General features: G+C 39.2%; 22 protein-coding genes, 1 tRNA gene, 1 other RNA gene and 1 riboswitch. Of the genes, 3 read left to right on the forward strand and 21 right to left on the reverse strand.

Features of this window, described 5'->3' with window-relative positions; translation table 11 throughout:
* Positions 1-53 precede the first annotated feature (53 nt).
* From rimI to ABJK37_RS16700, 7 genes are all read right to left on the reverse strand, one after another.
* Entirely contained in the window at positions 54-521 is a 468-nt protein-coding gene (gene rimI, locus ABJK37_RS16670) for a ribosomal protein S18-alanine N-acetyltransferase (protein ID WP_348356490.1), read from the reverse strand.
* Between the two features lie 3 nt (positions 522-524).
* Positions 525-1,034, reverse strand: coding sequence for a DNA polymerase III subunit psi (locus ABJK37_RS16675; RefSeq protein WP_348356345.1), 510 nt, complete (start codon positions 1,032-1,034; stop codon positions 525-527).
* A 48-nt stretch (positions 1,035-1,082) separates the two neighbouring features.
* A tRNA-Trp gene (locus ABJK37_RS16680) sits at positions 1,083-1,159 on the reverse strand.
* 129 nt (positions 1,160-1,288) lie between these two features.
* The gene (locus tag ABJK37_RS16685) at positions 1,289-2,074 is read right to left on the reverse strand and encodes a phosphotransferase (RefSeq protein ID WP_348356347.1); all 786 of its coding nucleotides are present in this window, start codon (positions 2,072-2,074) and stop codon (positions 1,289-1,291) included.
* Positions 2,071-2,676 (reverse strand): nicotinamide riboside transporter PnuC, encoded by a 606-nt coding sequence (pnuC, locus tag ABJK37_RS16690; protein ID WP_348356349.1) that lies wholly within the window; start codon positions 2,674-2,676, stop codon positions 2,071-2,073. The genes ABJK37_RS16685 and pnuC overlap by 4 nt, the downstream gene beginning before the upstream one ends.
* Positions 2,676-2,933: a hypothetical protein gene (locus tag ABJK37_RS16695; protein ID WP_348356351.1), complete on the reverse strand. Its 258-nt coding sequence runs from the start codon at positions 2,931-2,933 to the stop codon at positions 2,676-2,678. The genes pnuC and ABJK37_RS16695 overlap by 1 nt, the downstream gene beginning before the upstream one ends.
* 54 nt (positions 2,934-2,987) lie before the next feature.
* The gene (locus ABJK37_RS16700; protein WP_348356353.1) at positions 2,988-5,102 is read right to left on the reverse strand and encodes a TonB-dependent receptor plug domain-containing protein; all 2,115 of its coding nucleotides are present in this window, start codon (positions 5,100-5,102) and stop codon (positions 2,988-2,990) included.
* Positions 5,103-5,161: 59 nt separating this feature from the next.
* A riboswitch (TPP riboswitch) is annotated at positions 5,162-5,265 on the reverse strand.
* Positions 5,266-5,540: 275 nt separating this feature from the next.
* Here ABJK37_RS16700 and ABJK37_RS16705 point away from each other — a divergent pair.
* Entirely contained in the window at positions 5,541-7,655 is a 2,115-nt protein-coding gene (locus ABJK37_RS16705; protein WP_348356354.1) for a GNAT family N-acetyltransferase, read from the forward strand.
* 4 nt (positions 7,656-7,659) lie between these two features.
* Here ABJK37_RS16705 and ABJK37_RS16710 read toward each other — a convergent pair whose 3' ends face one another.
* The 9 genes from ABJK37_RS16710 to ABJK37_RS16750 all read right to left on the reverse strand — a co-directional run bounded on the left by ABJK37_RS16710 (position 7,660) and on the right by ABJK37_RS16750 (position 19,656).
* Positions 7,660-9,735, reverse strand: coding sequence for a hypothetical protein (locus ABJK37_RS16710; protein WP_348356356.1), 2,076 nt, complete (start codon positions 9,733-9,735; stop codon positions 7,660-7,662).
* 115 nt (positions 9,736-9,850) lie between these two features.
* Positions 9,851-11,113: a hypothetical protein gene (locus tag ABJK37_RS16715; RefSeq protein ID WP_348356358.1), complete on the reverse strand. Its 1,263-nt coding sequence runs from the start codon at positions 11,111-11,113 to the stop codon at positions 9,851-9,853.
* Complete coding sequence (locus ABJK37_RS16720; protein WP_215929150.1) at positions 11,113-11,724, reverse strand: energy transducer TonB; 612 nt, start codon at positions 11,722-11,724, stop codon at positions 11,113-11,115. The genes ABJK37_RS16715 and ABJK37_RS16720 overlap by 1 nt, the downstream gene beginning before the upstream one ends.
* Before the next feature lies 1 nt (position 11,725).
* Complete coding sequence (locus ABJK37_RS16725) at positions 11,726-12,127, reverse strand: biopolymer transporter ExbD (RefSeq protein WP_215929149.1); 402 nt, start codon at positions 12,125-12,127, stop codon at positions 11,726-11,728.
* A gap of 12 nt (positions 12,128-12,139) precedes the next feature.
* Entirely contained in the window at positions 12,140-12,664 is a 525-nt protein-coding gene (locus ABJK37_RS16730) for a MotA/TolQ/ExbB proton channel family protein (protein WP_215929148.1), read from the reverse strand.
* Position 12,665: 1 nt separating this feature from the next.
* The gene (locus ABJK37_RS16735) at positions 12,666-14,018 is read right to left on the reverse strand and encodes a MotA/TolQ/ExbB proton channel family protein (protein ID WP_348356360.1); all 1,353 of its coding nucleotides are present in this window, start codon (positions 14,016-14,018) and stop codon (positions 12,666-12,668) included.
* Positions 14,019-14,023: 5 nt separating this feature from the next.
* Positions 14,024-14,794: a DUF3450 domain-containing protein gene (locus tag ABJK37_RS16740; protein ID WP_348356362.1), complete on the reverse strand. Its 771-nt coding sequence runs from the start codon at positions 14,792-14,794 to the stop codon at positions 14,024-14,026.
* A gap of 360 nt (positions 14,795-15,154) precedes the next feature.
* A complete protein-coding gene (locus ABJK37_RS16745; protein ID WP_348356363.1) occupies positions 15,155-16,633 on the reverse strand; it encodes a sulfotransferase in 1,479 nt (492 codons plus the stop codon).
* A 98-nt stretch (positions 16,634-16,731) separates the two neighbouring features.
* Positions 16,732-19,656 carry a TonB-dependent receptor gene (locus ABJK37_RS16750; protein ID WP_348356365.1) on the reverse strand — a complete coding sequence of 975 codons (2,925 nt, stop codon included), beginning with the start codon at positions 19,654-19,656 and terminating at the stop codon, positions 16,732-16,734.
* Between the two features lie 374 nt (positions 19,657-20,030).
* On the opposite strand from ABJK37_RS16750, the gene ABJK37_RS16755 reads away from it, so the two are divergent.
* Positions 20,031-20,303 carry a late competence development ComFB family protein gene (locus tag ABJK37_RS16755; protein WP_348356366.1) on the forward strand — a complete coding sequence of 91 codons (273 nt, stop codon included), beginning with the start codon at positions 20,031-20,033 and terminating at the stop codon, positions 20,301-20,303.
* 65 nt (positions 20,304-20,368) lie between these two features.
* On the opposite strand, the gene ABJK37_RS16760 is transcribed toward ABJK37_RS16755, so the two are convergent.
* The 3 genes from ABJK37_RS16760 to ABJK37_RS16770 form a co-directional block, all read right to left on the reverse strand.
* The gene (locus ABJK37_RS16760) at positions 20,369-21,970 is read right to left on the reverse strand and encodes a sulfotransferase (RefSeq protein ID WP_348356368.1); all 1,602 of its coding nucleotides are present in this window, start codon (positions 21,968-21,970) and stop codon (positions 20,369-20,371) included.
* A 157-nt stretch (positions 21,971-22,127) separates the two neighbouring features.
* An RNA gene (gene ffs, locus ABJK37_RS16765) (signal recognition particle sRNA small type) lies at positions 22,128-22,224 on the reverse strand.
* 104 nt (positions 22,225-22,328) lie between these two features.
* On the reverse strand, positions 22,329-23,378 hold the full coding sequence (locus tag ABJK37_RS16770) for a Glu/Leu/Phe/Val dehydrogenase dimerization domain-containing protein (protein ID WP_348356370.1): 1,050 nt from the start codon (positions 23,376-23,378) through the stop codon (positions 22,329-22,331).
* Between the two features lie 214 nt (positions 23,379-23,592).
* Between ABJK37_RS16770 and ABJK37_RS16775 the strand changes: the two genes are divergently transcribed.
* Positions 23,593-24,060 (forward strand): Lrp/AsnC family transcriptional regulator, encoded by a 468-nt coding sequence (locus ABJK37_RS16775; protein WP_215929140.1) that lies wholly within the window; start codon positions 23,593-23,595, stop codon positions 24,058-24,060.
* Between the two features lie 106 nt (positions 24,061-24,166).
* Here the strand turns inward: ABJK37_RS16775 and tyrR are convergent, their stop codons facing one another.
* Positions 24,167-25,726 (reverse strand): transcriptional regulator TyrR, encoded by a 1,560-nt coding sequence (tyrR, locus tag ABJK37_RS16780; RefSeq protein WP_348356373.1) that lies wholly within the window; start codon positions 25,724-25,726, stop codon positions 24,167-24,169.
* A gap of 351 nt (positions 25,727-26,077) precedes the next feature.
* Positions 26,078-26,878, reverse strand: a complete 801-nt coding sequence (gene phhA, locus ABJK37_RS16785; protein WP_348356375.1) for a phenylalanine 4-monooxygenase — start codon at positions 26,876-26,878, stop codon at positions 26,078-26,080.
* Positions 26,879-26,904: the final 26 nt, after the last annotated feature.

The raw sequence follows: 26,904 nt of genomic DNA on the forward strand, positions 1-26,904 counted from the left end.
CCCCCTATCATCCTTTGCTATATAATTAGCATTTAAATATTAAAAATCTCGATTTACCCTAAGTAACAACACATTATCAGAGCATCTTCGTTACCTTTTTCACTTGGATAATAATTCATTCTCTGCTCTACTAAAACAAAGCCCGCATTTTCGTAGAGGTTAATTGCAGCAGAATTAGACTCGCGAACTTCTAGCCAAATTTGTTGAATGTTATTTTGGTTACAATGATCCATAAGATGATTTAATAAGGTTCGTCCCACACCTTTACCTCGGTGCGTTGCCCCTACGACTATGTCCATCAATGTCACTTCATCTAACACTTGCATTCCAATATAGTAACCTAATGGTTGATTATCTTTATCAAAGGAATATGCAAAATAAGGCTTAGTTAAACAATCTTCGAATATTTTACGGGTCCAAGGGGAGAATTGCCCTTGTTTATGAAGTTCATAACAAGGACCACAATTTTGTACAGTTAAGTTCGAAAAATAGGGTTGCATCGGATTTAAATCATCCAGTATTGATTAATTTTCAATTACTAAATTGGCGTTTTGTATTTGCATCCAGAGCCGCTTTTTGGTGCTTGATTCGTTTAATTCTTTAAATGTAGGTGTGGTCAATTGATTATTCTCAAAGCTCACCTTTTCAGCTACATTCCAACTTAGTGGGTAATCAGAAAAATCGCTGATCTGCTCGGCAGCAACATATTTGATCTCCACAGTTTCCAATCCTAGTGCGAGTAATACATCTGCAAAAATTTGACGTTTAGTATCGCTTTTTGAACAGGCCACTAATATACAATCTGTACTTTCCTTACTTTGGTTTTTCTGAGTTTGTGCTTTAAGTTGTTTTAACTTTACTAAGGCGTCAGTACGCGACGTAACTCCAGATGACGATTCAATAACGTCGTTTTTTTGATTGGCGTGTTGCGCTTGATCGGGACTTGTATTGGCGAACTTCCATGACATGATCCCCATTTCATTCAAAATGGCACGTTGGTATTCACTTAATACAAGATGAGAGGTAATTTCCATTTCAACAGATTAGCATGAATTGACTTGAAAAAGCTGATGATTTAAAAGTGGCAGGAGTGGAGGGATTCGAACCCCCAACCATCGGTTTTGGAGACCGCTGTTCTACCAATTGGAACTACACTCCTGCTGACGGGCTGAATTATACTGACGGATACCAAAAGGTAAAGTGATTTTGCTTTCAGTATGGGTTTCTGCTGTTTGACTGCGCACTTAATGAACTAAAAGCGCGTTATGTTGAATAACAAAGCTCACCTTCAGAGCCTAGCAGCTTGGTACCAAAGTTTGTAGGTTAGCTCAACTAAGGGTTTCATACGAGACACCTTATCAATCACTTCTGATAATCGCTGATGACTATATTGGGCATAGAATGCGCATAAACTGGCTTCATTTGTGCAGCTAAAACCATTTACAACAACACATGATGCTATATCAAAGTAAGGACATGATATAGCGCAGTATTCCCAGTCAAAAATCTTATTGGGGTGCTCATGAGTAACATGAGATAAGGCTAAATCATTGTGACAAAACACTGTATTAGTTGCGCACGCTTGATACCAAATGGACGTATACATATCGAGTGTTTGCTGCATCGAATCTGATATCTCTACCTCAATAAGTTTCAAATAGTGTTGCCATTGGCTTGGCAAATCCAGTAATGGAGCATCTATTTTGATGTTATGTAACTTGGATAATGCGGTCGCCAAAGCTTTAGTGATAATTATACTAGAATCCCCGACCTGATCTAAGGTTGGGGAATTAAGCCACTGATCAATTTGAAAACTCAGTGAATCTGATAAATAAACCGGTTTAACTGCCATTCCCTTAGCAGCAAGTTCAGTTTGAATATCAAATAGCTTTTTTCTATCTAAGTTAGCGATTTTATCTGACTCGAATGTTTTAACGAAATACCTTTGGTCGGATGTTTGCAGAGTATAACTACTGTTAACCGCTCCCCCATTAAGAGCTATGAGTTGAAAATCAGAGTGAATAAACTCCAATCCACTTAGCTCAGCTAACATCTCAACCTTTAAATCTGTCATGCAGCCTCGTGTCGGCTTTGAACATTAACGGGTGCTACGCGCCATTGCACAAAACCATAAATTGCAAAGCCGGTATAACAGACAAACAATATTGCAGTTAACACCAAGTCTTTGGCAAAATAAAGATACGCAGCGAACAGATTTATCACAATCCAATACAACCAATTCTCTCGTACCTTGTGGGCCACTAAAACTGTGGTAAACAGGCTAAACACTGTGATAAAAGCATCAAGATATATATAGTTCGCGTCTAATACAGTATTCGCAAAATGACTTAATATTAATGCACTAAAGGCCAATCCCGTAACACAAACAATATGTTTATAAATTGGCCAAGATTGCACCGAAATACTATCAGCCTTATTATCGCGCCACTTGTACATTCCATAGACCGCCATAATCAAATAATAAAAATTCAACCCCGTATGAAAAGGCAAAGAAACGTTCCAAAACAACCATATATAGATGCCGGTGCTGACCAAAGCACAAGGCCAGCACCATATATTTTGCCTCGCAGCTAACCAAACATAGGCAACAGCCAAGACGACTGCGACTCCTTCTAACATTGATGTTGCTGCAAGTTGTGCAAGAAAACTGTCCATTAAATTTCAGTACTCATTTTTTCGCCATTCAAAAATTTGCAAACGAATATAGCCTGCCCTACTTTTTCATGACTGCGCTGCATCTCGACTGCTAATAATTGCATCGTAGATAAATATTCTCCGCTTACAATTGTGTTGGTAGCAGAAGTGACGACTTTTATATTTTCATAACTATTTAAGCGGTCAATAAATTCCTGAATAGGTACGATATATTGCTCGTTAAGAGGATACATAGATATTTCTGCAACTAATTTCATAATAACTCCTTGGAACAAGCCGAACTATTATTAGCTCGGCTTTTTTAAATGCGACTAATATTGATACCTAACATTAACGCCTAGGCGTCGAGGCTCTCCAAACTGTTCGTATAGATGGCCGACATATTCATCTCTTGGATCGTTGCCGAACGAAAATCCGCGATTCGCGTATTGTTCGTCGAATAAATTACGTGCATACAAACTAACTTGCCAATTACCTAACCGGAAATCTAAACTGGTGTGGGTAAGAACAACACTTTCAGAACGATTGTCATGACTAAATGAGTAAAAGAATTCATCTTTTGCGTCCAACTCGATTAACCAAGTAACGCTTTCGGATAACTGCCAATTTAGCCCCGCATTGATATGATAATTAGGTGCGTGGGCCTGGTCTCTACCATCGATACTTGTCCCGTCCTGCCGCGTAATTTTACTAATTTCAGTTTTCAAATACCCTATATTCGCAAAAGCATCAAAGGCGTCAGAAATCATGTAGCTAACACATACTTCAATACCGTAATTTTCCCCGTCCGCTGCATTGTTATAAAAGTCTACAAATGATTGCTCATTGACTATTGAATTCTTATATTGAATGTCATCACGTTTTTGATAAAACGTAGCAAAATCCAATACAAGACTACCGTCTGGATTTGAACCTTTAATGCCGAACTCTATGCCTACGAGAGACTCGGCTTCAAAAATGGCGTTGTCTAGTATGTCTTGTTTAAAATCAACGACGTCTTCATCGTCAACTTTACTTAAGGATTGACCATTTACTCCCCCCATCTTGAAACTGCGCAACAAGCTCCCATAAATCATGCTGTTTTGACCCACGGTTTGATGGTAGCTAATCTCAGCTCCCCAATCTGAATGATCAATTGATTCGTCGATTAGGTTGGAGTCAAGATAATCGAGCGTTTGTGTTGCCAGGCGCAAACTAGTCGTAAGCCATTGAGTATCTGATAGCATATATTTGTACTGGCCAAATATGGCACTATCGATGCGTTCAACGTCGCTATCAAATTCAGCCCCTTGCCAAAGATCAAAATCAAAAAACTGCCTATTAAGATCCTCGGTTTCATTCGAGTAATATGCGCCAATCACCCACGCGTTTTGGGTACTAGATTTACTACTTAACTTCAGTTGAAATGAGCTATCTTGACGGTCTCTAAAATAATAATCAGTGGACGAATACTCCCAGCCGGGAGCGATTCCTACATAGCTCCAATCTTCATCATAACCATACCCAAGATCCGCGTCTAAGAGACTAGTTTGAATTTGAACATTAGCGAAATCTAACCCTTGGTAATCGATAATGATACCTAACGCTTCGCTTTCTTGCGTATCGAAACCTGGTTCGTCTGATAAGGTTGTTCTATCTAAATTAAGTGAAAAAGCGTCGTAACCGTTGTCCACATCAATGAGATGAACGACTGCTTTAACCGATAGGTCATCACTTAATTGCCAACTAAGTTTTCCTCGAGCGGTAAATTCATCAACGTTGTTGGTGTCTTCACGCCCCAACCAGGTGTTGGTTATAAATCCATCACTACTATTTTGATGTACCGACAAACGAGCACTTACCGACTCACTCAATGCCCCACCAACCGCAGCGCCGATATTCCAGCTATCATAATTCGCAAAGCCAACTTGTGAATTAAAACTAAACTCATCAGTTGTTTCTTTACTAATAACATTAATCATTCCCGCAAGACCATCTGCACCGAATCGAGCACTATTAGGTCCTTTAAAAATCTCAATCTGAGCGATATCAAATGTACTGGCGCCTGCTAATAAACCCGAATAGTTAATACCGTCAACTAAATAGCCAACTGATGGATTAACCGGGTCAGTAAATTGACTACGCTCACCAATACCTCGTATTTGTACAAACCGACCCCGACTCGCGCCACTAGCGAAATTAACGTTTGCAGCACGGTTCAATATATCTTCGATATGTTGCGCTTGACGCTCGGCAATTTCATATTCATTTAAAACTGAAATACTCGTTGCCATTTGTGACAATGGCGTAGCAGTCATGGCGCCTTGAACAGTGATGGTTTCAATATCGATTGGAGCAGGCTGATTTTCTGTTTGTTCCGCGGTAGCAATGGCACTAACCATTATTAGGCTAATGACACTAGCCAACTTACTTAAACTAAACTTCATTTAATGGGATCTCTTCAGTATGGTTTGAAAAGATCCGGGTTTACGGCAGGTAAATGGGGATATATTTGTCTTACCATTCCTACGCCGGCATTATCCGGATCAGGTATTAGGGTCTATGAGTGTTAACTCAAATCTCAGCCAAAAGGCTCCCCTTGGTTATTTAATACTAGTGTTGCTATCGATCACCTCGTATTAAACGCGCCTAGTGTAACAGGCAAAATATGCTGCGCAATATGCGAATAGTAATTTGTAAGTTAAAAATCGTATTTATGTCGCACTAATTAGCTACTACATTTATTGAGAAAGAGTTATTTTTATTACCTTAAGCAAACCCTACCTAGTAATGGCCTTTCGCCGGTATTAGAAAAACCACATTCGTATTTTTGAACAAGTTTGCTTACACTAGCAAACTTATTCAAACCGGTTAAAGTAGTTTTAGTGAATTTACCTAAGCAAGTGTTCCAGTGGTGTCAACAACGCCAAGCTAAGTCATGTCATAGACAATTGTTGGTCATAACAGGTCAAGAAAAATGGACCATAGACACGGCAAAATATTTAGCCGACCACAATAACGTAAAAGACATCTTATGGGTTGGAGACACCGAATCTGCGTATGACAGCGTTAGTATAAAAAACTACCGTTCTAAATTAGGTCACGAATACCAATGGGTTATACTAAATTGTTTTAGCGGATTCAGAGCCAATACAGCGATGGCACTAAGCGGTACCATTAAGGAAAATGGCTTAATGATTATTTTGTGTCCAGAACTATCCGAATGGCCAAGTTATGCGGATCCTGAATTAATAAACCGTATTTCATTTGGTTTTAATCAAAAATATACACACAGCTATTTTATACAACACCTAATCTCATCCTTAAAGGAAGATAATACGGTGGCATTATTATCTAAGGTAGGTTTTTCGGGCAGGGTTAGTAATGAAGAAAACAATACCTGCGATAACCTATTTGATGAACAACGATTAGCAGTAGAAAGTATTCGCAAAGTAGCTTTGGGACATAGAAATCGTCCTTTAGTTCTAACCGCAGATAGAGGCAGAGGTAAATCATCAGCCTTAGGTATAGCCGCGGCTGATTTAATGGGGTTATCGGCTAAAAAGATATGTATAACTGCTCCGCATATTAATAATATCGAACAAGTATTCTTTCATATTAAACGCCTACTACCTGAAGTCACTGAGAGCTCGAATAGTCTGTCGTACCAGTCTAGTTCATTAACGTTTAAGCCTGTTGATGTCATTTTAGAATCGAATAGTCATATAGACCTATTATTAGTTGATGAAGCCTCTGCCATGCCTATTCATTTATTGTGTAAACTTGCGAAAAAATGCTCTCGCATCGTTTTTAGTTCAACCGTACATGGCTATGAAGGCAGTGGTAGAGGGTTCGAAACGCGCTTTTTGAAGCAGCTATCGCAATTAAAGCCCCATTACAAAAGAGTCGAAATTTCACAACCAATACGCTGGTATAAAGCAGATACGCTAGAACAGTTTTGGTTTAATACTCTATTTCATAATACAAAGCATGGCGTTAAAAAATATGAAGAATCCAATCAACCAATAAACTGTCGCTACATTTCAAAACAAGAGTTAGTCGACAATAAAAATCTACTAGCGGACGTTTTTAGACTATTGATAAACGCCCACTATCAAACCAGTCAAGATGATTTACAACGTATGTTAGACGCGCCTGAATTAAAGTGCTTCATACTAACCCAAGGGGCCTCTTTACTCGGTGTGGCTCAAATAATAGAGGAAGGTGGACACTTTTTCGGAGAGCTCGCTACTAATATCGCTAATTGTAGTAGACGGGTTAAAGGACACTTAGTAGCGCAAAGCATAACATCATCCTATAACATGCCAACTTTTGCCCTAGCGAGGCAGTGGAGAATTAGTAGAATTGCTATTGAGCCAGAGTATCAGCGCAAAGGTTATGGAAAAAAATTACTTAACTATGTAGAGCGGCAAGCCATACACCGCAACATTGAGTTATTGACCACTTCGTTTGGCTGCAATTCTGACATCCTAAGATTTTGGTATTCTAGTGATTTTGCACTCACGAAGCTTAGCTCAAAACCCGAAATATCAAGTGGAGAGCACAGTGGTATTTGCATCAAAGCGTTGGCAGACAAACAACAGCAACAAATTAAAAACTTGCATAAAGAATTCCGTCAGGAATTGATTTACCAGTTAGACAAAAACTTTCAATGGATGTCCGAAACGCTAATTAGACAACTTCTAACCTTTATGCCATCTACATCTGTTAGTTTTTCTAAGGAGTTAGAGATAATCGAACAATTTGCATTTGGAAAGCGAACTTATTCAACTTGTAAACGGCTACTAAGAAAATATTTAATTAACAACCCGCTAAACCTTTCAAGAATAGACATTGATAAGCAAGCCTTGTTGGTGGCGGCAATTTTACAAAATAACACTGACAAGGTACTTTGCGATAAATTTAAGTTAAGTGGTAAAAAACACATTGAACAAACGTTAAAAGTTAGCTTTAAGCAAATATTACGAGATACCGTATAAACCGCTAATTTAAGACTTTTAAAATAGGTAATAAACTCGAGTAATCATCAGTCCACTTCACACTTTGATATTGGCTACGAATAACGGGAGTCCGCTTATTCATCAGACGTGGTGATTCGTTTAATTGCTGGTTATTGCTTAACATTACCCATTGCGCGTCATGTTCATTTCCACCACCAGGCGTGTCAAACACCATCATTTGCATATTTAAGCTTCTACTGTGATGTATGATAACCGGCAATAATGATAAATGCCTATTGGATATGTGTAACGCTATGACTCCTGAAGCTTTAATATGCTGTTGATATAACATGAATGCTTCATGAGTCATCAAATGAGTCGGAATTAGATCGCCAGAAAAGGCGTCTATGATAAGCAGATCAATGGAATTTCTTTGTCCGTTGTCTAATTCGTTTTGCAAAGTCACGCGAGCATCACCTAGCTTAATCACTACGTCGGCTTGGGCGTTTTCCAAATAATTGAAATATCGATTAGCGAACTCTGCGACTAAAGGATTTAGTTCATAAAAAGTATATAGGTCTCCCGGTCGACCATAAGCGGCTAACGCCCCTACCCCTAAACCAATCACACCAACCTGTAAATTTTTAACATTTGAAAGCTCATCTATAATCATTTGGCCCCCTGTTCCGGGACGATAATAACTCAATGGCACAGGAGATGACGCAAGTGGTAAGGATTGACTCCCATGTGAGGTGGTACCATCTATGAGTCTTCTTTCACTCACTTCACCTTCGTTTATATCTTTTACTGATAGTATGCCGTAGAAATTCCTATCCTTGGCTACGTCATACTGCTGATATTGGCTATTGAGCTTAATAAAAACCAATAACCAAAGCAAAGCAACAACTAAACTGCCAATCGACAATAAGAAAAGCTGATCAATTGCAACAATGTGCCCTTTGTTTGATTGCGTTACCTCATCCTTACGAACCCACCACAGTGTAGCTGCAGCTATCACCAACACACAGACAATTGCTAACGGAAACTCTAAAAACTCATCGAAAGATTCCTTAGCGACAAAGGTCACCAAGAAACTACCAAAAACACCTCCGGCTGATAAAAATAGATAAAACAAAGTGGTATTGCCTTGACGTGGTTTAAGAGCATTCAATTCTCCATGACAAATCATACAACCACACATCAATATCAGTAGATAAATGATTAACTGGGTAACAAAGTCAAATTGCCCACCAATAAAATAAATTAACAAGGCAACGAAAGACAACACCATAAAAAAAGGAAGCCAGATGACTCTTAAATATAGTCCTAGACTACTGAACGCCATGACATAGGTTAGTAAATAGATAGCCAATGGAGCAATCCACAAAAATGGCACCGGAGGCACGTTTTGTGTTAACGCATTGGTTGTCGAAACCAACAAGACAACCCCCAAAGCTGCTAGTAAAAACCATAAGGTAAGACGGAAAAAACCAACCTTCGAATTAACGAGTTTTTTTGCATCTTCAAGTTTCTGGCTCTTGGACTTAGTCACGACTACGTAAAAAATCCACATAACCAAAGCCACAAATATACAATAAATACTTGACCACAATTCAAGTTGCCCATCAATAGACATAAAAGGCTCAATTACAATCGGATAACTAATTAGTGCTAAAAATGACCCCACATTCGAGATGGCATAAAGTCTATAAGGATTCACATTATTGGCATCGCTACTAAACCAATGTTGCAGTAATGGGGTATTTGCAGACAGCATTAAATACGGAAAGCCTAGAGTAATAAATAGTACACTTAGGACCCCCCAAGTAGGAGTGGTAGCAGCCTGTATATTGTGTATATCCTGAATGCCAAATGGCAGAAATATCACCCCCAGTGCCAGCAATACTAAATGAACGGCGACCTGAGTTTTAATTCTTAAGGTTTTTGTTAGTAGGTAGGCGTATACGTAACCAACTAACAAGAAAAATTGAAAAAATAACATGCAGGTAGTCCAAACACTGGCGCCACCACCAAACCACGGCAATATCGTTTTTGAAATGATTGGTTGTATTTGAAAGACTAAGAACGCACTGACGAAGACTGAGATGAAGTATTGCATTTAAATTTCTGGTGTTGACTACTGTTAAGGGTTTTAACGCGGTAATTAAAGGTACTACGTCCAACCTATAAATCAAAATTTGGACATAAAAAAAGCTCCCAAAGGAGCTTTTTATTTAAAGCTTAATTTTTCGGTTTTTAGCTTTTTCCTTAATATAAGGTTCCCAACTTCTTGCATTTCGAGCAGTAGAATTATCCTTCTTTGCTTCCAATACATGAGTATAGGCAGACCTAAAATCACCTTTATCAAAATTAGCTTGCATCATTGCTAGATGAATTGCGCCCTTTTTATCAGACCCTGCATCTAAAGCTTTTTGTAAAGCCTTTATCGCGTCGTTATACCTTTCCATTGCATAATAAACCATGCCTTGTTTTTGGTATAAATCGGGATCAGAGGTCAACACAGCTGATTGACCATAGTAGTCAGCAGCTTCTTTGAACTCTTTAGCCTGTTGATAAGAGGATGCAACACTAGTAAGCATTCTTTCGTCTTTTTTAACTAATCCAGACTTAATATGCTTTTCCAATACTTGCGCCGCTTTTATAGGTATGTCATTCATTGAATACAATTGACTTAGCGCTTTGATCTCAGCGGCCTTAGTCAAGAAGCCTTGACTGTAAGCAATCTCAAAAGTAGACAATGCCTTTTTATGATCCTCTACAAGCATGTAGAAAAAGCCTAGTTGTGTCCACTGAGCCTTGTCATCTGGAAATATCCGAACAGTTTCTTCTTGCACTTCAATGGTTTCTTTATACATTTTACGATTGTAATAAGATGTCATTTTAAGTGCATAAGCTGTTTTATTAGGCTTTTCAGCTAAGGATATAGCCTTATTGATAGGCGCAATAATTTCAGCAAATCGACCTGTCTGATAATAAGCGTTAGCCATTCTAAAATAGACGTCAAAATCTTCTTTACAGGTTACCTTCATCCACTCTTGATAATACTTAATCGCACTATCATATTGTTCTTCCTGAAGGCTTAAGTCAGCGATTAACTTAATTGTACCAACCTGTTCTGCATCATTTAACTTTTTAGGTGCAACAGCTTTCTGTAAATAATCTATAGCTTTTTCGGCTTTACCATTTTGAGTAGCAAGCAAGTTACCTATAAATCTATCAGTAAATGCTCTATCAAAAGTATCTGAAGCGTCGATTTCATAAAGAATATCTAATGCTTCGTCGATAAGATCATTATTGTAAGCTTCTAGCGCCTTACCTACTTTTTTCCCGACTTTTTGACCAGGAATATTAGTCGTTCCGCGCTTATAATCAGGACATACAATTGGAGACGACACCTGTGCCGAAACACTCATCGGAATAATAGTGGCAACAGAAATCACCGAAACCACACATAAATGTTTTAGATGTTTATTCATTATGATTTATCCAACTTAAAGTCTAGTTGCACTGTCAGACCGAACTGTTTCATCGGTTTACCATCTTCAATTTTGGGCTTGTATTTCCACTTACCTAATGCTCGTCTTGCTTCACGGTCAAACACACGTTTTGGATCCGCATCAATAACTTTAACATCTTCAACACCACCCACTTCATTAATGGTGAAAGATAGTTTAACCCATCCCTCTTTTCCATCTCTTGCAGCCTGAACCGGATACTTTGGTTCAATCCTTACAATAGGAGTAGCATCTCCGTCACGCATTGCACCTACACTACCAATATTTACTGAAGCGCCTCCCACATCAACACTAGGCATATTAAAACCTAATCCATCTGTGTTCACTTCAGCTACATCCGGTTCAACAGGCTCAATTTTCGGAGGCTGTTTAGGCGGCGGCGGCGGCGGTGGTGGAACCCTTTGTCTTAACTGCGTCGCATCGTCTGGTGTAGACATTACAATATCAATTACAACTGTCTCACCAGCTTCGGGTGGTGGCCTTCCAGAGTTAGAAATTAACTCAGCCATTAAAATAAACAGGCCAAATGCTATTACAGCACCTATAAATATAGAAATTATTAATCGACCCATATTAACTACCACCTTCCGTTGCTATTGAGATACGATCAATACCTGCAGCTTTAATTTGATCCATAACCTCTACAACAAGTCCGTGTTCAGCTTCCTTATCAGCTTGAATAATTATCACATCGGATGGTTGCTCAGCCATTAAACGCTCCAAATTAGAACGAACTAAATCCGTTTCAACCTGACGTTTATCGATCCAAACTTTTCCATCTTCAGACACCGCAATAAAAATGTTCGCATTTTTAGGCATGACGGCAAGTGAACCATTAGGCTTATTAACGGTAATACCCGCTTCTTTAACAAAAACAGTAGTAACAATGAAGAAGATCAACATGATGAACACTATGTCTAGCATAGGTGTCATATCAATTGCTGCATCTTCTTCTACTCGAACTTTACGACCCATAAGATCCTCTCTTTAATGATGGGGTAAGGCATCTACTAGCTTTTCTCTAGCTATTTTAACTTTAGCTTCTAAACGAGAGCTAAAGAAAACACCAGATAAAGCAGCAACCATTCCAGCCATTGTTGGAATAGTAGCCATAGATATCCCTGCAGCCATTAGACGAGGGTTACTTGTACCCTGAGTTGCCATGGTCTCAAACACACCGATCATGCCGGTAACTGTTCCCAACAAACCAATTAAAGGGCACATAGCCACAAGTGTTTTAATTAGCAACATTCTTGCATCTAGGCCATCTGAAGCTTGTGAAATCCATGTGTCACGAATTCTATGCGCATACCATGAGGTAGTGTCTTCTCGAGCATCCCAGTTAGAGATAATTTCATCTCTCATTTTTGGGAAGACCGAAGCCAAATACCAGAAGCGCTCAATCATAAATGCCCACATTAGAAAGAGCGCGGCAGCGACAACGTACAATACGTCACCGCCAGCAGCTATAAAATCCCTGACAGACTCCCATTGTTCTATCAGAAATAACATCTTAGGCTTTCTCCGACTCAGCGTGAGTAGCTATAATACCCGCAGTCTGCTCATCAAGAATATGTACGATAGATTTACTACGTCCAGCAACAATACTATGAGTAAGCAATAATGGTAATGCAGCGATAATACCCAAGGCAGTGGTTACCAATGCCATTGAGATACTGCCAGCCATTAGTTTAGGGTCACCTGTTCCGAACAAAGTAATTTGTTGGAAAGTCTCAATCATACCGATAACCGTACCTAACAAACCTAACAGTGGTGCAATTGCAGCAAAGATCTTGATGATGTTTACACCACTTTCGATTCTAGGTAGCTCTTTAAGGATAGCTTCGTCTAACTTTAACTCTAAGCTTTCAGCATCGGCTGTTTTATTCTCACCATATACTTGAAGTATGCGACCAAGAGGGTTGCCACTTGAAGGATTATTTATATTTTTAAGTTGTGCTTTCATCTTGCCACCGACAAGGGTAAGAGTAACAACTTTATACAATCCGATGATCAAACCGATAAATAACATAACAGTGATTGTGTAACCTACTGGACCACCAGCATGGTAACGCTCTTCCATTGTTGCTTTTTCTTTCAATAGCCCCAATATCGCGCCACTTGAAGGATCAGCATAGAATGGAACCAAACCTGAGGTTGCATTTCTAAGATCAAGTGCAGAATCAACTAGATATCCATCTGGTTGACGACCCAATGGTTGAACCATTTCATTTTCGTAGTCGTAAACTAAATAACCTTCTTCGCCAATTAGGTTGAATGTACCAACTCGAATGACTTCTTGTTGTGTAGAACCGCCGTCCAAGCTAACAACTTCAGTAGTAAAGCGAGAAACACTACCCTGTTCAGTCATTTCAGTTTGTAACGCAAACCAAAGGTCTTCTAGTTCTTTAATATTAGGAAGGCCTTTGGCTTCTTCAGACATACGTTTTAGAAACGCTCCACGTCCTGGGAATTCGGCACTCACAATAGAAGTAGAAATTTGACCGTATGCTTCTGCTGATGCCTGACGAACCACACCAAACATCTCACCTAAAGTACCTGTTGCAGTTGTCAATTCAACTTCTTTTTCAGCTAGTTTAACTTCGTTGTCAGCAAATGCTTTCTTCAATCTTGCTTCACGTGCTCTTTCTGCTTTAAGATCGGCCTGAGCCTTTCTTAATAGTGCTTGTTTATCGGCACGTGCAGACTGAAACTCAGCTTCACGTTGTTTGTTTATACGTGCTTCAGAAACACGATTTTTCTTAACTTCTTGAAGAAGTCCTTCTAACGACGTCGCTGCTTGTGCAGAAGAAGCCATCATAGCGATCGACGCAGCAGCTAATATGGATTTAAATACAGTTTTCATCAATATTACTCCGCAGCTTTGATTGGTAATTTAAGAAGATCAGGTGGCAACAATTTGTTTGCCATTTTAACAGCGGTAACTACTGCGCTTAAATATTCGGCACCTAACTCTTCCCAAGCCCTAGCGTCGTTATCCCAAACCCATGCACTTTTACCATCAAGAGACAAAGCTAAATGCGCTGTTCTGCCAAGGTTAAAGAAATCTACAGTGATTTCAGTTCCTTGATAATCCAACGTACCTTGGTAAGCTCGAATTGAACTGGCTGCACCCATTTGGTTTTCTATTTGATAAGCTTCGATGACCTGACGGAACTGCTCTGATGTGGTCACGTTTGAATTTGCCATAACATCGCGTAATCGTTCTACACGTTCTTTTCGCTCTTCTAGGTTAATTGGCACATCAAGTTCAATAAACTTCTCAAGACTATCAATCATTCTAAACATTAGCGGAACTACGCCACGTTTAACGCCATCAATACCATCAATCTGAGTTTGTAGTGAATCGATACTTCTCTGCTGATCAGCAACAAGTGTTGCAACGTAATCGTTATACACTTTCAAATTTTCTGTTTCGTCAACGACTCCACGATATTCAATAAACAATTCCTGTGACTGTTCATACAGGTTGTTTATCTTCTCTTGGGATTTCGCTGCAGCCGCGTGAATTTTAGCTTCTTCTTTGTGAAGCTCGTTTAACGGGTCTGCAGAGACAACGGCGCTGCTACCGAGTGCAAAAGCACTAACGACGGCAGAAGCAATAAGGTTTCTCTTGCTCATTTTGGACATAATTCCCAACCAATTCTTTTGTTTTAAATCCTCGTCAAGCTATAAAGTTTGTTGACAAGGGGCTATTAAGCTCTGTTGTTTAAGGGGCTTAGAATTCAGTGAACTGAAGACTAAGACTAGAGAATATTCACATGGATGTTAGCAAATTGTCAAGGAAGTACTTAGGGTTATAGTACACATTTATTTAAAATAAATAGTTGCAATATTTCAGAGACTAATATCGCCATTCTCAGCTACTGGTATCAGCTAGCTCATTTTTTGCTCATATAAAAATATGTGTATTGGCTAGCTCAATTATACCTGTCTAATACTCTTTCTTCAGAGCCTTAATACAAACAGTCACTGAATCGACTAATCAGACTCAGTAACCGAATACCTATAGTGTTCAATAAACGGCTTAAGTTCGCGTTCAATTTTTTTACCGAATCCAATAGCGTTTTGATGAACGTTCTCGCGAACTTGTGCAACACTGGCGGTAAATACAGCCCGTTTACTCACATAAAAATGTAACATTGAATTTTCAAATTCTAACCCACAAAACGTGCATATTTCCTGCAGTAAAGCTTCTGGTTGTTCGACGAGATTTTGGTAACTAATTGTGAGAATTGACGATTTAAACTTTTGTAACCAAAGACGATTCAAATCCTCTTCAAGAGAAAAATATTCACCCATACTTTCTAAACTGGTTGACCACGCAAATCCGCTACTGAAATGTGTTCTATAACAAGACCAAGCCGTATCTAGGGTGTTTCTTTTTATAAATATTATCGGTGAATCTGGAAATACCTTTTTTATTAACCATATATAACGGTTATTTGTCATACTTTTATCTACCACAATTCCTTCTGAACCAAATTTTTCATGTGCATATTGCAAATATGCTCTACGAATCTCTTGAGTGTATTTTTCAACAACATTGGCATCTAGTTGTTCAGCTCGACTGCCAATAGCCAATCCCTTAGTTAAACATCTCGAAGCTCGTTCCATACCATTGAATTCGCCCCCATCAATTATATTTGAGTGGCTGCACAACATCTGCTCTAGTAAACTTGTCCCACTTCGAGGTAGCCCAACAATAAATATGGGATTATCTGCGTCAACTTTCCTTTTAGTAGGTGATGACTCGACAAAACCACTTTGTTGTGACGCTATATACCGAACATTTTGTGAATCGTCAGTAATTGGATATGTTTGTATTTTTGATAGGTAGTCATTGGACTTTGCCGCATATTCAAACGCTTTCTCAAAATCATCTAGGTCAAAATACACTTTACATAAAGCCGCGTAGAAACACGATTTTGATGCTTGATTAGCACTCCCATCTATCGCGTTCTTGACCTCTAAAAGACGTTTAAGTATGGGAGAGTTGATTGAAGCTTTTTCAAGTGACGCTAATATCAACCAAGTTTGCCCAGATGTATTCCATTGCTTTAACACAAGTTCTGCGTACTCAATAGCCATCTCTTTTTTACCAAGCTGCATCGCAACCGTACTCAAAAAGTGGTGAACTTCTGGTCTATCAGGGTTTTCCTTGGCTAACTCTAACGCTTTTTCAAACGCTAATTGAACTTGCCCACTTTCAATCAACATTGCTAGTTGTTGTAACCTATCAGCAAAAGGTTTTTGGCCCTTTGTTTCAAATAGTGCTAACGCTTTTCGCGCTGAAGTCACTTGACCAGATAATAGCGCCATTCTCGCTACCCCCAACCAACTCGCGTTCAAATTGGGTTTTTCTGAAAGTAACAACGCTAAACAATCATAGGCTTTACGAGAATCGCCAACTTTTACAGCGCTAACCAAGTTATTCAATATATTTTTTACATCGTTCATTCGCTGAGGTTACCCCACCATAACTATAAATATTTCATTACTATAATAAAAAAGCCCTGCTATTGCAGGGCTTTGTAACTAAGGCTTTAAAACTAGGTTTAGAATCTTAGAGAGGCACTTAAACGAACGAAACGTGGTGTTTGCCAGTTTGAAGGTAATCCAAACTCAGGACTAACAAGTCCAGTACCAGCACCCGCTGAAGTTTCTTGGTCGTAGATTTCAGAAACTTCTGTCGCAGTATCACTATTAAGTAAGTTAAAGATATCCGCACGAAGCGTTAAATCATAATCTTCACCGATTGGAACATTATAACTAGCTGTTACATCTATTTCTAATACAGAACTAGTAGTACCTAATGAACCACGTGGTACTAACTCACCGTCAGCAAAGAACGATTCAGAACCGTAAGCCTGAGCAAATACGTCTGTTGGGTGATAACCAAATGCATTTTTAGGACGGCCAGATTGCCATTTAGCATTAATACCTAAGTTCAACTCATCAGTCACCTGGTAAGAACCAAATACTTTTATTGCATGACGTCTGTCATTAGGAAGGTTACCGTTAGCACCGTCTAACAAACCAGGTTGGTCAAACAAAGTAGTCAAACCTGCATCATCTTGACCATTATCTGAACGAATATAACCTTCGTTATTACCCCAGCTATGAGACCAAGTATAAGCAGCGTTTAATAACCACACACCGTCCCACGCTCTTTCAAAAGTAACATCTACAGATGCATACTTACGAATAGATTCTGGGTAGTTTAAGTCATCAGCAGGGATAGTATAAGTTTCACCGTCGTCTGCTTGGAAGGTTAAATCAGTACCAGGGTTAGTTAGAATATAATAATGGAAGCCAGAACACTCTTCACATGACCTACCGAACTCACGCTCTAAATATTGATTAAAGCCATAATCAATCGCAACATCTTCAATAGTAGTTGCCAATTCACGGTACGTACCTTGAACCGCCATGCTCCACTCATCAGACAACTGGAACTGATAACCAGCTATATACTCGTCAGAATACATTGGATCAATAGATTGGTCTACGATCGCAGCTGTAGTGGGTACATCACCGTCAGAAAACACTTGTTGCGGAGAAGTAGCTGTACCAGATTCATTAAAGTTAGGAAGGTCTATTGATGCATCAGCAAAACCTTCAAATGCTCTAAAGTCGTGAATATAAGTTTCTGCACCAGACAAACGAATGTTGGTGTTTGCCGCAATTGGTAAATAATAACGACCATAACTGAAATAAGCTTTAGAATCACCGTCACCATTCACGTCGTAAACGGCACCTAAACGTAGTGCCCACTGATTACTTAGCTCAATAAACGATTCACCAGCACCGTTAAAGTTTTCGAAAGAATCATTACGTAAACCAGCATTAATAACTAGTTTATCCGTTGCTTGCCATTGGTCTTGAATGTAATAAGCAAAGTTTTTAGATTCAAAATCACCACCCGCTATATAAGTACGTCTACGCACTTCATAAGGAGTGGGGTTGGCTGGATCGGTTACGTCATCTACATAAATAAGATAATAATTACCACCAGAGTTAGTAGTATTTGCGGTTGCAGTTAAGGTTTCTGAATCTACACCGAAACGAATTTCGTGATCACCAATATACCAGTCAGCATCGATACGGAAAACTTCACGTTCATCAGAACCCACATCGATATTGAAGTTACCAAAGTTACCACCTCTAACAAACGCGCCATTACTATCGAATCGACGATAAATTGCTGGGTTAGCGTCTAGTGGACTTGAAGTCGTTCTGTTGGCTTCATTGATACCGTACATTGCAGAGATTGAGAAGTCGTCACTCAATATACTGGTGTACTTAATGCTATAGTTGTCACCACCTGTTTGGGTAGTACCATAAACGCCTTCATCTAATACGCCATTTGTGCTGGTGTAAGTGTAGTTTAGCTCGTCACTTTTATCAGAAAAGCCAGTCACTTCTAGTATGTTATTTTCGTTAATATACCAGTCAATTTTAGCGCCCCAGAAGGCATCTTCATCTTCATCTTTAAAAACACTACGAACCAAATCGTCACCAACTTGGTTTTCTCGGCCTAGGTAATCAAATACATCAGAACGCGGGTTATAAAGAACATAGAAGAACAAAGTGTCTTCGACTATTGCACCACTGGCCCAAAGGTTGACATCCCAAGCAGTGTTTTTGTCGCCAGAGTTATCAATATTAGTTTCGCCATTTGCATTTACGGCATTAGGCTTATCTTCACGAAGACCATCAGGCTCAATAAATACGTTAACGCCCCATTTGAAGTCGTTAGTACCGCTTTTAGTTTTAGCGTTAATAACACCACCAGTTACACGACCATATTCTGCAGAGTAACCACCTGTTTTCACTTCAAATGTATCAAACATTTCAAACGGAGGGTTACTTGAACCCACACCTGTTCTGAAGTTCGTTAGGTTTAGACCGTTTACATAATAAGCGTTTTCAGCAGCAGACGCACCACCGATAGAAGGTACGTTACCAAAGTTAGAATCACCTTTAGTTGTGCCTGGCGCTAATAACGCAACACTTGTTAAATCACGAGGAACTGGAACTTTTTCTAGAGTAACTGAGTCAACTACGATACCAGTACTGTTACTAGTAATATCAACTAATGAAATCGCAGAGCCAGAAACTTCGATACGCTCCATGCTTGCATCATTTAATGCTAAGTTAAGGTTTACTTTACCACTAATACCTACTCGAACACTTTCTTCAACGGTTGTAGTAAAACCGTCTTTCTCAGCAACAATTTTATACGGGCCTGGTGGAAGCAATGGAAAACGGAAGGCACCGTCATCATTGGAAACTACTGTACGTGAAAGGCCTGTATCTAAGTTTTCAATTGTAACTGTAACGCCAGTTAAAACGTTTCCAGAAGTAGTAATTGAATTACCAGTAATCGCACCGTTGGTATTATTTGCTAGCGCTGGAAGTGACACTCCCAAGCATGCAGTTACAGCTAGAGCAGCTGCACTCTTTTTAAATTTAAACATGTATGTCTCCCTGGACCACAATAGTGTGTGTTGTCGTTGAAACGACTTTTAATATAAAAAAGGTAGTGAACCTCACAACAGATAATATACGGAAGTAGGGATTAGGGTCAACTATAGTAATGCGTTAGATTATAAGATATAAAAAAAAGCTGCATTTTCGTACCAACGGAGTAAATTTTAGTTTAGATTTCAACCAAAACTGATTGTTTTAGAATAAACGTACTAAATTAACGCTGGTTGACTCTTAAATTTCTAAGATGATCTTAGTGTAAAGATAATTATGGGAAGCTTAATTTAAAAGAGCACTGTGCCAATTAGACAGTTAATGTTTATAGTAGGCGGTAAAGACTAAACTCACTTTTAAGGTCAAAAGTATGAAACTAGACGATGATATTCATAACTATTACGAACACTTAGTGTTAGAGAGAATTCAGTTTTTAGGTTTGAACAAGACTAAAGATGAAGATTATTTAGCAGACTTATGTTGTCTTGCATTAAACCAAATCCCTCCTCGTTATATTAGATTTGAAGTCGACATGTCCTTTTATTTGGCGCCAAGTGAACGCCAACAAATGGAAATGAATGCAAGCAATGCGGTAAATCAGGCGATAAATTTTATGGAACAAAATAGAGCTGAGACAAAATAAAAAGCAGTAAAACATAAGCAAACCGCATCGTGTTCGAATTAGAGGTTATACAGAGGCTTCATGTACTAGGAAGACACAAGTCCTGCGGTTTCTAAAATTCCTAATGTAGGCGAAAGTTGTTTCTCGTAATGCTTCCATCGGTCAACTGAACGCCTGTGGGTTTTTTCACGCACTTGTGCAGCGCTGGCAGTGGTGACAGCCGTATTATTTTTTTCAAAATTAGTACATGCGTCTTCCCAATCTAGGTCTAGAAATTGTAGTAATTCACGTGCTTGCCCTTCATTGTCAGAAACAACATCTTCATAGGCAATATCGAAAATTTTTCCTGGCATGATTTGATGCCAATGCTTCATTAAGTCTCGATACATAACATAATGTTCAGCCATTTCCATTTGATCGTAACTATGTGGGTAGACTTCTTCAAATAGTTGCTTAAAAACCGAAAAACAGGTATCGACTGGTCCTCGAGTAACGTGAATGATTTTGGCCTTAGGAAAAGCTTTTACGATAAACCCCAACAACATAAAATTCATCGGAAATTTATCGATGAAATATGGCGTATTTCCACGTAGATTGGCTAAACCAGACAGATAAGATTCAGCTAAGTCTGCCCCTATAATCCCCTTGGATTGACTTATTAACTCAGCTGAAACAAATTCTTTAGTACGAGTTGCTGATATCGCCCGTAGCGACATCACCATTTGCAAAGGCTCACCAGCCGAGTGCACCAAACTATGACTCGAAATAATTCGGTCGACCAGCGTAGTGCCCGTTCTTGGTTGCCCTACAATAAATATCGGGGCGACCTCATTAGCCTCGTAAACTGAAGTTTGTAACCAATTGCTGGTACACACAGCTTTAATCGTTGCAAAAGTTTTTTGGGCTTGAGACTGGTCGTAATCCACAAGGCTCCTTTTAGCGCTGGCTCCAAACTCAAAGGCTTTAAATGCTTGCTGCCAACATTGTGTATCTTCAAATAATTTACCTGCAGCATAACCTAAAAAAGCGCGCTGTCTGGGATTAACCTTAGTTTCAGTCATAATGGCTACTATTTGCTCTGCCATATCATTATCTTTTGCTTTCACCAATGAAGACAAGCTCCACCAAGACTCAGCATCGTATTTATTAATTCTCACTGCTTCATAGAGTGATTGTTGGGCACCTGCCAAGTCACCAATTTCCAACAAACTGACACCCAGCGCTCGATGATATACCGAGTGTTCAGGAGATAGTTGCGTCGCCTTTTTTAAATTTTGTATCGCCTCGCTGCTGTGTCCTAACACACTCATTACATGTGCCATAGGATGCAATACATGAGATTGGTTACTTCCGATTTTGTGAGCTCTAAATACCGCTTTTTCGGCTTTCGCCATGCTACCAATTTGACAATACACCAATGCCAAAAACGCCCAATACTCTGAAGCTAAAGCATCGAGCTCTACTGCGGTTTCTAGAGCTTTTAAAGCAATTTCCAATTGTTGCGTTTCTATCGCCACTCTGGCAATCAAAAAATGCGCTTGCGGTATTTTATTGTTAGTTCGCAACAACCCTTTGGTAATCTCTATGACCAGTCTAAAATCTCCGATTTCTAACGCCTTAGAAGCCCGAGTGATTTCTTTCGCGAGCGTATCAGAGGGATGATTTTTACTGATCATGTTATTACTCATTAAACAAACCTTTATTTAGAAAAAACACAGCAGACTATAGAACACAATTATGGTGTCAAGCGAATGAACTACTTTGACTTTTTTGACGAACAGTGAAATGTATCAAGGGAGCCCATGACATGTTGCAACAAGAATGGTATTCGTAGGATTGGTGGCGCCCTTCCAGCCACACCTCGGCACATGAGTCGTTTGCTGCGGCTGCTCCCTTCCAGGCCTGACCGGGTTCACAAAGTATCATTGCGAGGGGACCGAAAGGTCACCATTGAAAACCTTACTCAAAACTTGTTGTTCTCATTAAGGCGGGCGCATTATGAACAAAGCTAATGTTATATGCAACCCACTTTTAAGGACAATTTAATTATTTTCCAAATCGTTCTTCGGCAATTTCATTAGCGATTATATTAGTGGCAATTCCTTGCGACTGAGCGCGATGGTATATTTCGAGCAGCGTATTACTTATTTTTTCGATATGCTCTCTCAACTCTCGATCAGAGCTAGCAATTGATTGATGGTATATGTCAATTATGCCACCAGCATTTATCACGTAATCCGGAGCATACGCTATGCCTTTGCCAGCTAATAATTGCCCAACTGATTCTTTTGCCAATTGGTTATTGGCTGCCCCCGCAATAACTTTCACTTTGAGCCTATCAACATTCTCTTCGGTAAGAATGGCCCCCATAGCGCAAGGTGCAAATACATCCACATCTAAGTCGTAAATATTATTAGGTGCAACAGCAATAGCAGAGAACTCACTCACCGCTTTTTCAATATTTTCCGAATGAATATCAGTCACATATAATTTGGCGCCTTGACTATGCAAATGTTTAGCCAAGCGCATTCCCACGTGGCCCAAGCCTTGAATAGCCACTTTCACATCTTTTAGGTCTGACTTCATTGCGTATTTGACAGTGGCCTTTAACCCAACATACACGCCATAAGCGGTTGACGGGGCTGGATTACCATCAGCAGGTTCAGAATTAATATGGTACTTAGCTTGTATTCCTGAGACAAAATCGGTTTGTTGTCCCATTAATTTCAAATCATCAACTGTTAAACCAGAGTCTTCTGCACTGATATACTGCCCTGACAAACTATCAATAAACTTACCCATTGCGCGCATTTTCTCAGGTGTTTTTTCGGTACGCGGATTACCAAAAATAACCGCCTTACCTCCACCTTGCTTAAGACCCGCCATAGCAGCCTTATATGTCATGCCTTTGGACAATCTCAATACATCTCGCACCGCTTCTTCGTCGCTTAAATATGGCCACATTCGGCAACCGCCTAAGGCGTTTCCAAGATTAGAATTATGCACAGCAATGATTGCTTTTAATCCTGAAGCCTTATCCTGATGAAAAGCTACATGTTCGTGTTCGTCAAATTCGCTATGCTCAAAAACCGACATTTTATTCTCTCGTTTTCTTGACTAATAAAGCGATCATAGCGCGAAAGATATAGGACGTCTTTTGCGACTTTTTAAAGCAACTAATTCAGTTATAAGAATAAATCGTAAAAGAATTGAGACACTAGGATAAATATCCTCATTTTTGTCTTGAAAAAGAATTAAACTTTCATCATGCTACAGACTTAGTTCTTTCTCTTAGTTAAAAAGATATTTTATGAAATTAGATAAATTCGATCGGGAAATTTTGCGAGTAATGCAAAAGGACGCGACGGTATCAATGGCAGACTTAAGTCAAAAGGTAGGGTTGTCACATACTCCTTGTTGGAGAAGAGTAAAGCGTCTAGAAGCTGACAAAATTATTTTACAGAAAGTTACCTTATTAGATAACAAGAAGTTAAATTTAGGCGTGTCTGTTTTTATTTATGTCACTCTGAAAAACCATGACGGCGAATCCTTAAATGATTTTGAAAAGGCAGTACAAAGTATTGAGTCAATCGTTGAATGTCATACCACAAGTGGCGATAAAGACTATTTATTGAAGGTGGTAGTAGAAAGTATCGAAGAATATGAACATTTACTTAAAACCAAATTGACTAACCTTCCCCTAGTTGACCACCTAAGCTCTACTTTTGCACTAAAACAAGTAAAAAACACCACTGAATTGCCAATTAAAAATTTGTAGATGAACTTGCTAGTCTATGACTAGCAGGCGCTTTTGAAATAACACGATTTGATTTCTCATTGGGCTATCTAGACTTATCAATAGCCCCTGTTTTTCAAAAAATTATTTACACTATTTTTACCGTTTTTCTATTAATTCCATAGTCTCGCAATTTATTGGCAACGGCCGTGTGACTCAGACCTAGCTTTTTCGCCAATTGCCTAGTACTTGGGTAACTAGGATACAAGCGCATTAAAATGTCTTTTTCAAAACGCTTAACCTCATCGTCTAAACTTCCCGAAAATTCTTCTGACACAAAACTTGCTGTAGCTGAGCAAGAAGGTAACTGAATGTTCTCTCTATCTAATTCGTTGCCTTCTAACAAAGAAACGGCTCGGTAAAGCGCATTTTCAAGCTGTTTCACATTTCCGGGCCAAGGATAAGTATGTAAATAATCAATACATGCTTTGGACATTTTTGGCGCTTTTCTACCTAATTTGACGCTATGTTGTTTGATGAAACGCTCTGCTAACGCGATAATATCTGACTTACGCTCTCTGAGTGGCGGTAACACTAAACTCAGCACATTTAATCGATAAAACAAATCTTCCCTAAACATACCGTCCTGCATTAACTTTCCTAAATCTTTTTGTGTCGAGCAAATTATTCGCACATCGATTGGGCGTTCTTTTTCCTCCCCTATTCTACGGTAGCTATTGTTTTGTAAAACTCGCAGTAATATCGCCTGCAGTTGCCGTGACATATCCCCTACTTCATCCAAGAACAAGGTGCCTCCAGTCGCAAGCTCTAGTAAGCCAACTTTAGCTGCACTTTGATTACCCTCCAGTTGAGTACACCCGAACAACTCAGACTCAGCTATGTTATCTGGCAAAGACGCGCAATTGAGTCTTAAAAATTCTCCTTCATGGCGTCTACTCGCTTCGTGGCACTCTTTTGCAAGCATCTCTTTGCCAGTTCCTGTCTCACCGAAAATAATGATAGGCCCATCCAATTCAGCCATTCTTTTGGCTTCTTTAACCACGTTTTTCATTGCTTTGCTATCTGCTTGTATAGAAATAAAACTGTCTACACTCGCTTTATGAAACACAGTGAGTTGCTGGCCTAAACGAAGTTCTGACTTCAGCATAAAAACGGCGCCTGCTAATATTCCTGCACCATCCGAATCTGGCACCATAACGGGCAACATGTCTAGTAAATAATCTTGTTCTGAAAATCGAATCCTTTGCGCCTGGGATTGAGGATTTTTACCTTCCAACCAGCGAATAACATTGAACCCTTTTAGTAAGTCAGCGATATCACTACCGATAATCTCACTTCTGGGAATTTCTAAGTTTGCGACTACAGCATCATTGATTAGGATAATTTTACCCTTAGTATCCACTGAAAAAACTGGGTCTGGCAAGGTCTGCAGCAGTGCCTTAAGTTGGTATTGCTCTCTCTCTATAGGCATAAATGGAGTGGTTTTTACATCTTCAATCCCCTCTATTTTACGGATTTGGGGCATCAAATGTTGAAAGTCTGCAAATTCCATATTGGGGAAATTTAAGAATATTTTCCCTTGTTCATCTATCTCAATACCGCGCAGATCAATCTCGTGTTCAACTAATATATCTAATACGTCTTGGGCAATTCCTAAGCGATCTTGGCAGTTTACTTCTAAGCGCATTTACAACCTCATTTAATACTCAACTAGACCAACCCGAACAGGGTAAACGTAAAGATATTATTACAATTGATTACGCTTAGACAGCGTTATTAGCCTTCACTTGCTACAAGATGACGAACCTTATTTCACTTACGATATGTTTTTGGTCAAACATTACCGATCCTGCTCAGTCTTTTGTAGGTTGTTGCAGGTCGCTATTCGAAATAATCAATGGAAAAAAATTAGAATAAAGATGTAGAGATAACTTTGATTCATAGGTAAATGGTTCAAACTAGATGGCTACAATTTTTGATTGCGCCTATTTGTGAATAGGCGCAATTACGAAAAAAGATAGATAGACTCCCCACTCTATCAACCGGCTTGTTTCTCTTTTGGTAAAAACCTTGGATCAAATAATCCTAAGTTTTTGGCTCTTTCTACCAAAGTCATAATATCCATTTCAGCAATATCAAATAGTGAATCAAAGGAGTCCAGCACATAATAAATCGGTTGCATAATATCAATACGGTAAGGAGTTCTTAAAGCATCTAATGGCTGCATTGCGGCATGTACACAATCATCTGATTCAAGAGCATGTATTGTCTCGCCAGGTGATGATAAAAGCCCTCCCCCATAAATTCGGGTACCTTCAGTTGTATTGACTAATCCAAACTCAACAGTAAACCAATACAACCTAGCTAAAAAAGCCCTATCCTGTTTACTTGCGCTGTAGCCGAGTTTTCCATAGGTATGCGTAAAATGTGCAAAAGCAGGGTTGGTTAATAAGGGACAATGTCCAAAAATTTCATGGAAAATATCAGGCTCTTGCAAATATTCAAATTCTTCATCTGAGCGTATAAATGTCGCGACTGGAAATTGTTTATTAGCCAATAATCGAAAAAAATCGTCAAAATTAATCAAGGATGGCACTTGTTTAACTTGCCACCCCGTTGTTTTTATCAATGTAGAATTAACTTCTGATAGTTGAGGGATTCGTTCAGCAGGTAAATTAAGTAATTCTAGCCCGTGAATATATTCGTCACATGCTCGACCTTGCAACAATCCCAATTGTTTTTGCAACAATGCTGCCCAAACTTTATTTTCTCTCTCGCTCCAATTTACCCGACCACACTCATCCGGTTGATGAGACTCATAACGAGTTTTTTTTGTCATAAAATCACACTAATTTGTTAGCTAAT

It is taken from the genome of Paraglaciecola sp., assembly GCF_039964565.1.
Lineage (GTDB): Bacteria > Pseudomonadota > Gammaproteobacteria > Enterobacterales > Alteromonadaceae > Paraglaciecola.

Bases quoted from the DNA above. Each gene is read 5' to 3' on its own strand.
- ABJK37_RS16675 (WP_348356345.1), bottom strand. From the start codon at position 1,034: ATGGAAATTACCTCTCATCTTGTATTAAGTGAATACCAACGTGCCATT.
- ABJK37_RS16685 (WP_348356347.1), bottom strand. From the start codon at position 2,074: ATGACAGATTTAAAGGTTGAGATGTTAGCTGAGCTAAGTGGATTGGAG.
- pnuC (WP_348356349.1), bottom strand. From the start codon at position 2,676: ATGGACAGTTTTCTTGCACAACTTGCAGCAACATCAATGTTAGAAGGA.
- ABJK37_RS16695 (WP_348356351.1), bottom strand. From the start codon at position 2,933: ATGAAATTAGTTGCAGAAATATCTATGTATCCTCTTAACGAGCAATAT.
- ABJK37_RS16700 (WP_348356353.1), bottom strand. From the start codon at position 5,102: ATGAAGTTTAGTTTAAGTAAGTTGGCTAGTGTCATTAGCCTAATAATG.
- ABJK37_RS16710 (WP_348356356.1), bottom strand. From the start codon at position 9,735: ATGCAATACTTCATCTCAGTCTTCGTCAGTGCGTTCTTAGTCTTTCAA.
- ABJK37_RS16715 (WP_348356358.1), bottom strand. From the start codon at position 11,113: ATGAATAAACATCTAAAACATTTATGTGTGGTTTCGGTGATTTCTGTT.
- ABJK37_RS16720 (WP_215929150.1), bottom strand. From the start codon at position 11,724: ATGGGTCGATTAATAATTTCTATATTTATAGGTGCTGTAATAGCATTT.
- ABJK37_RS16725 (WP_215929149.1), bottom strand. From the start codon at position 12,127: ATGGGTCGTAAAGTTCGAGTAGAAGAAGATGCAGCAATTGATATGACA.
- ABJK37_RS16730 (WP_215929148.1), bottom strand. From the start codon at position 12,664: ATGTTATTTCTGATAGAACAATGGGAGTCTGTCAGGGATTTTATAGCT.
- ABJK37_RS16735 (WP_348356360.1), bottom strand. From the start codon at position 14,018: ATGAAAACTGTATTTAAATCCATATTAGCTGCTGCGTCGATCGCTATG.
- ABJK37_RS16740 (WP_348356362.1), bottom strand. From the start codon at position 14,794: ATGAGCAAGAGAAACCTTATTGCTTCTGCCGTCGTTAGTGCTTTTGCA.
- ABJK37_RS16745 (WP_348356363.1), bottom strand. From the start codon at position 16,633: ATGAACGATGTAAAAAATATATTGAATAACTTGGTTAGCGCTGTAAAA.
- ABJK37_RS16750 (WP_348356365.1), bottom strand. From the start codon at position 19,656: ATGTTTAAATTTAAAAAGAGTGCAGCTGCTCTAGCTGTAACTGCATGC.
- ABJK37_RS16755 (WP_348356366.1), top strand. From the start codon at position 20,031: ATGAAACTAGACGATGATATTCATAACTATTACGAACACTTAGTGTTA.
- ABJK37_RS16760 (WP_348356368.1), bottom strand. From the start codon at position 21,970: ATGAGTAATAACATGATCAGTAAAAATCATCCCTCTGATACGCTCGCG.
- ABJK37_RS16770 (WP_348356370.1), bottom strand. From the start codon at position 23,378: ATGTCGGTTTTTGAGCATAGCGAATTTGACGAACACGAACATGTAGCT.
- ABJK37_RS16775 (WP_215929140.1), top strand. From the start codon at position 23,593: ATGAAATTAGATAAATTCGATCGGGAAATTTTGCGAGTAATGCAAAAG.
- tyrR (WP_348356373.1), bottom strand. From the start codon at position 25,726: ATGCGCTTAGAAGTAAACTGCCAAGATCGCTTAGGAATTGCCCAAGAC.
- phhA (WP_348356375.1), bottom strand. From the start codon at position 26,878: ATGACAAAAAAAACTCGTTATGAGTCTCATCAACCGGATGAGTGTGGT.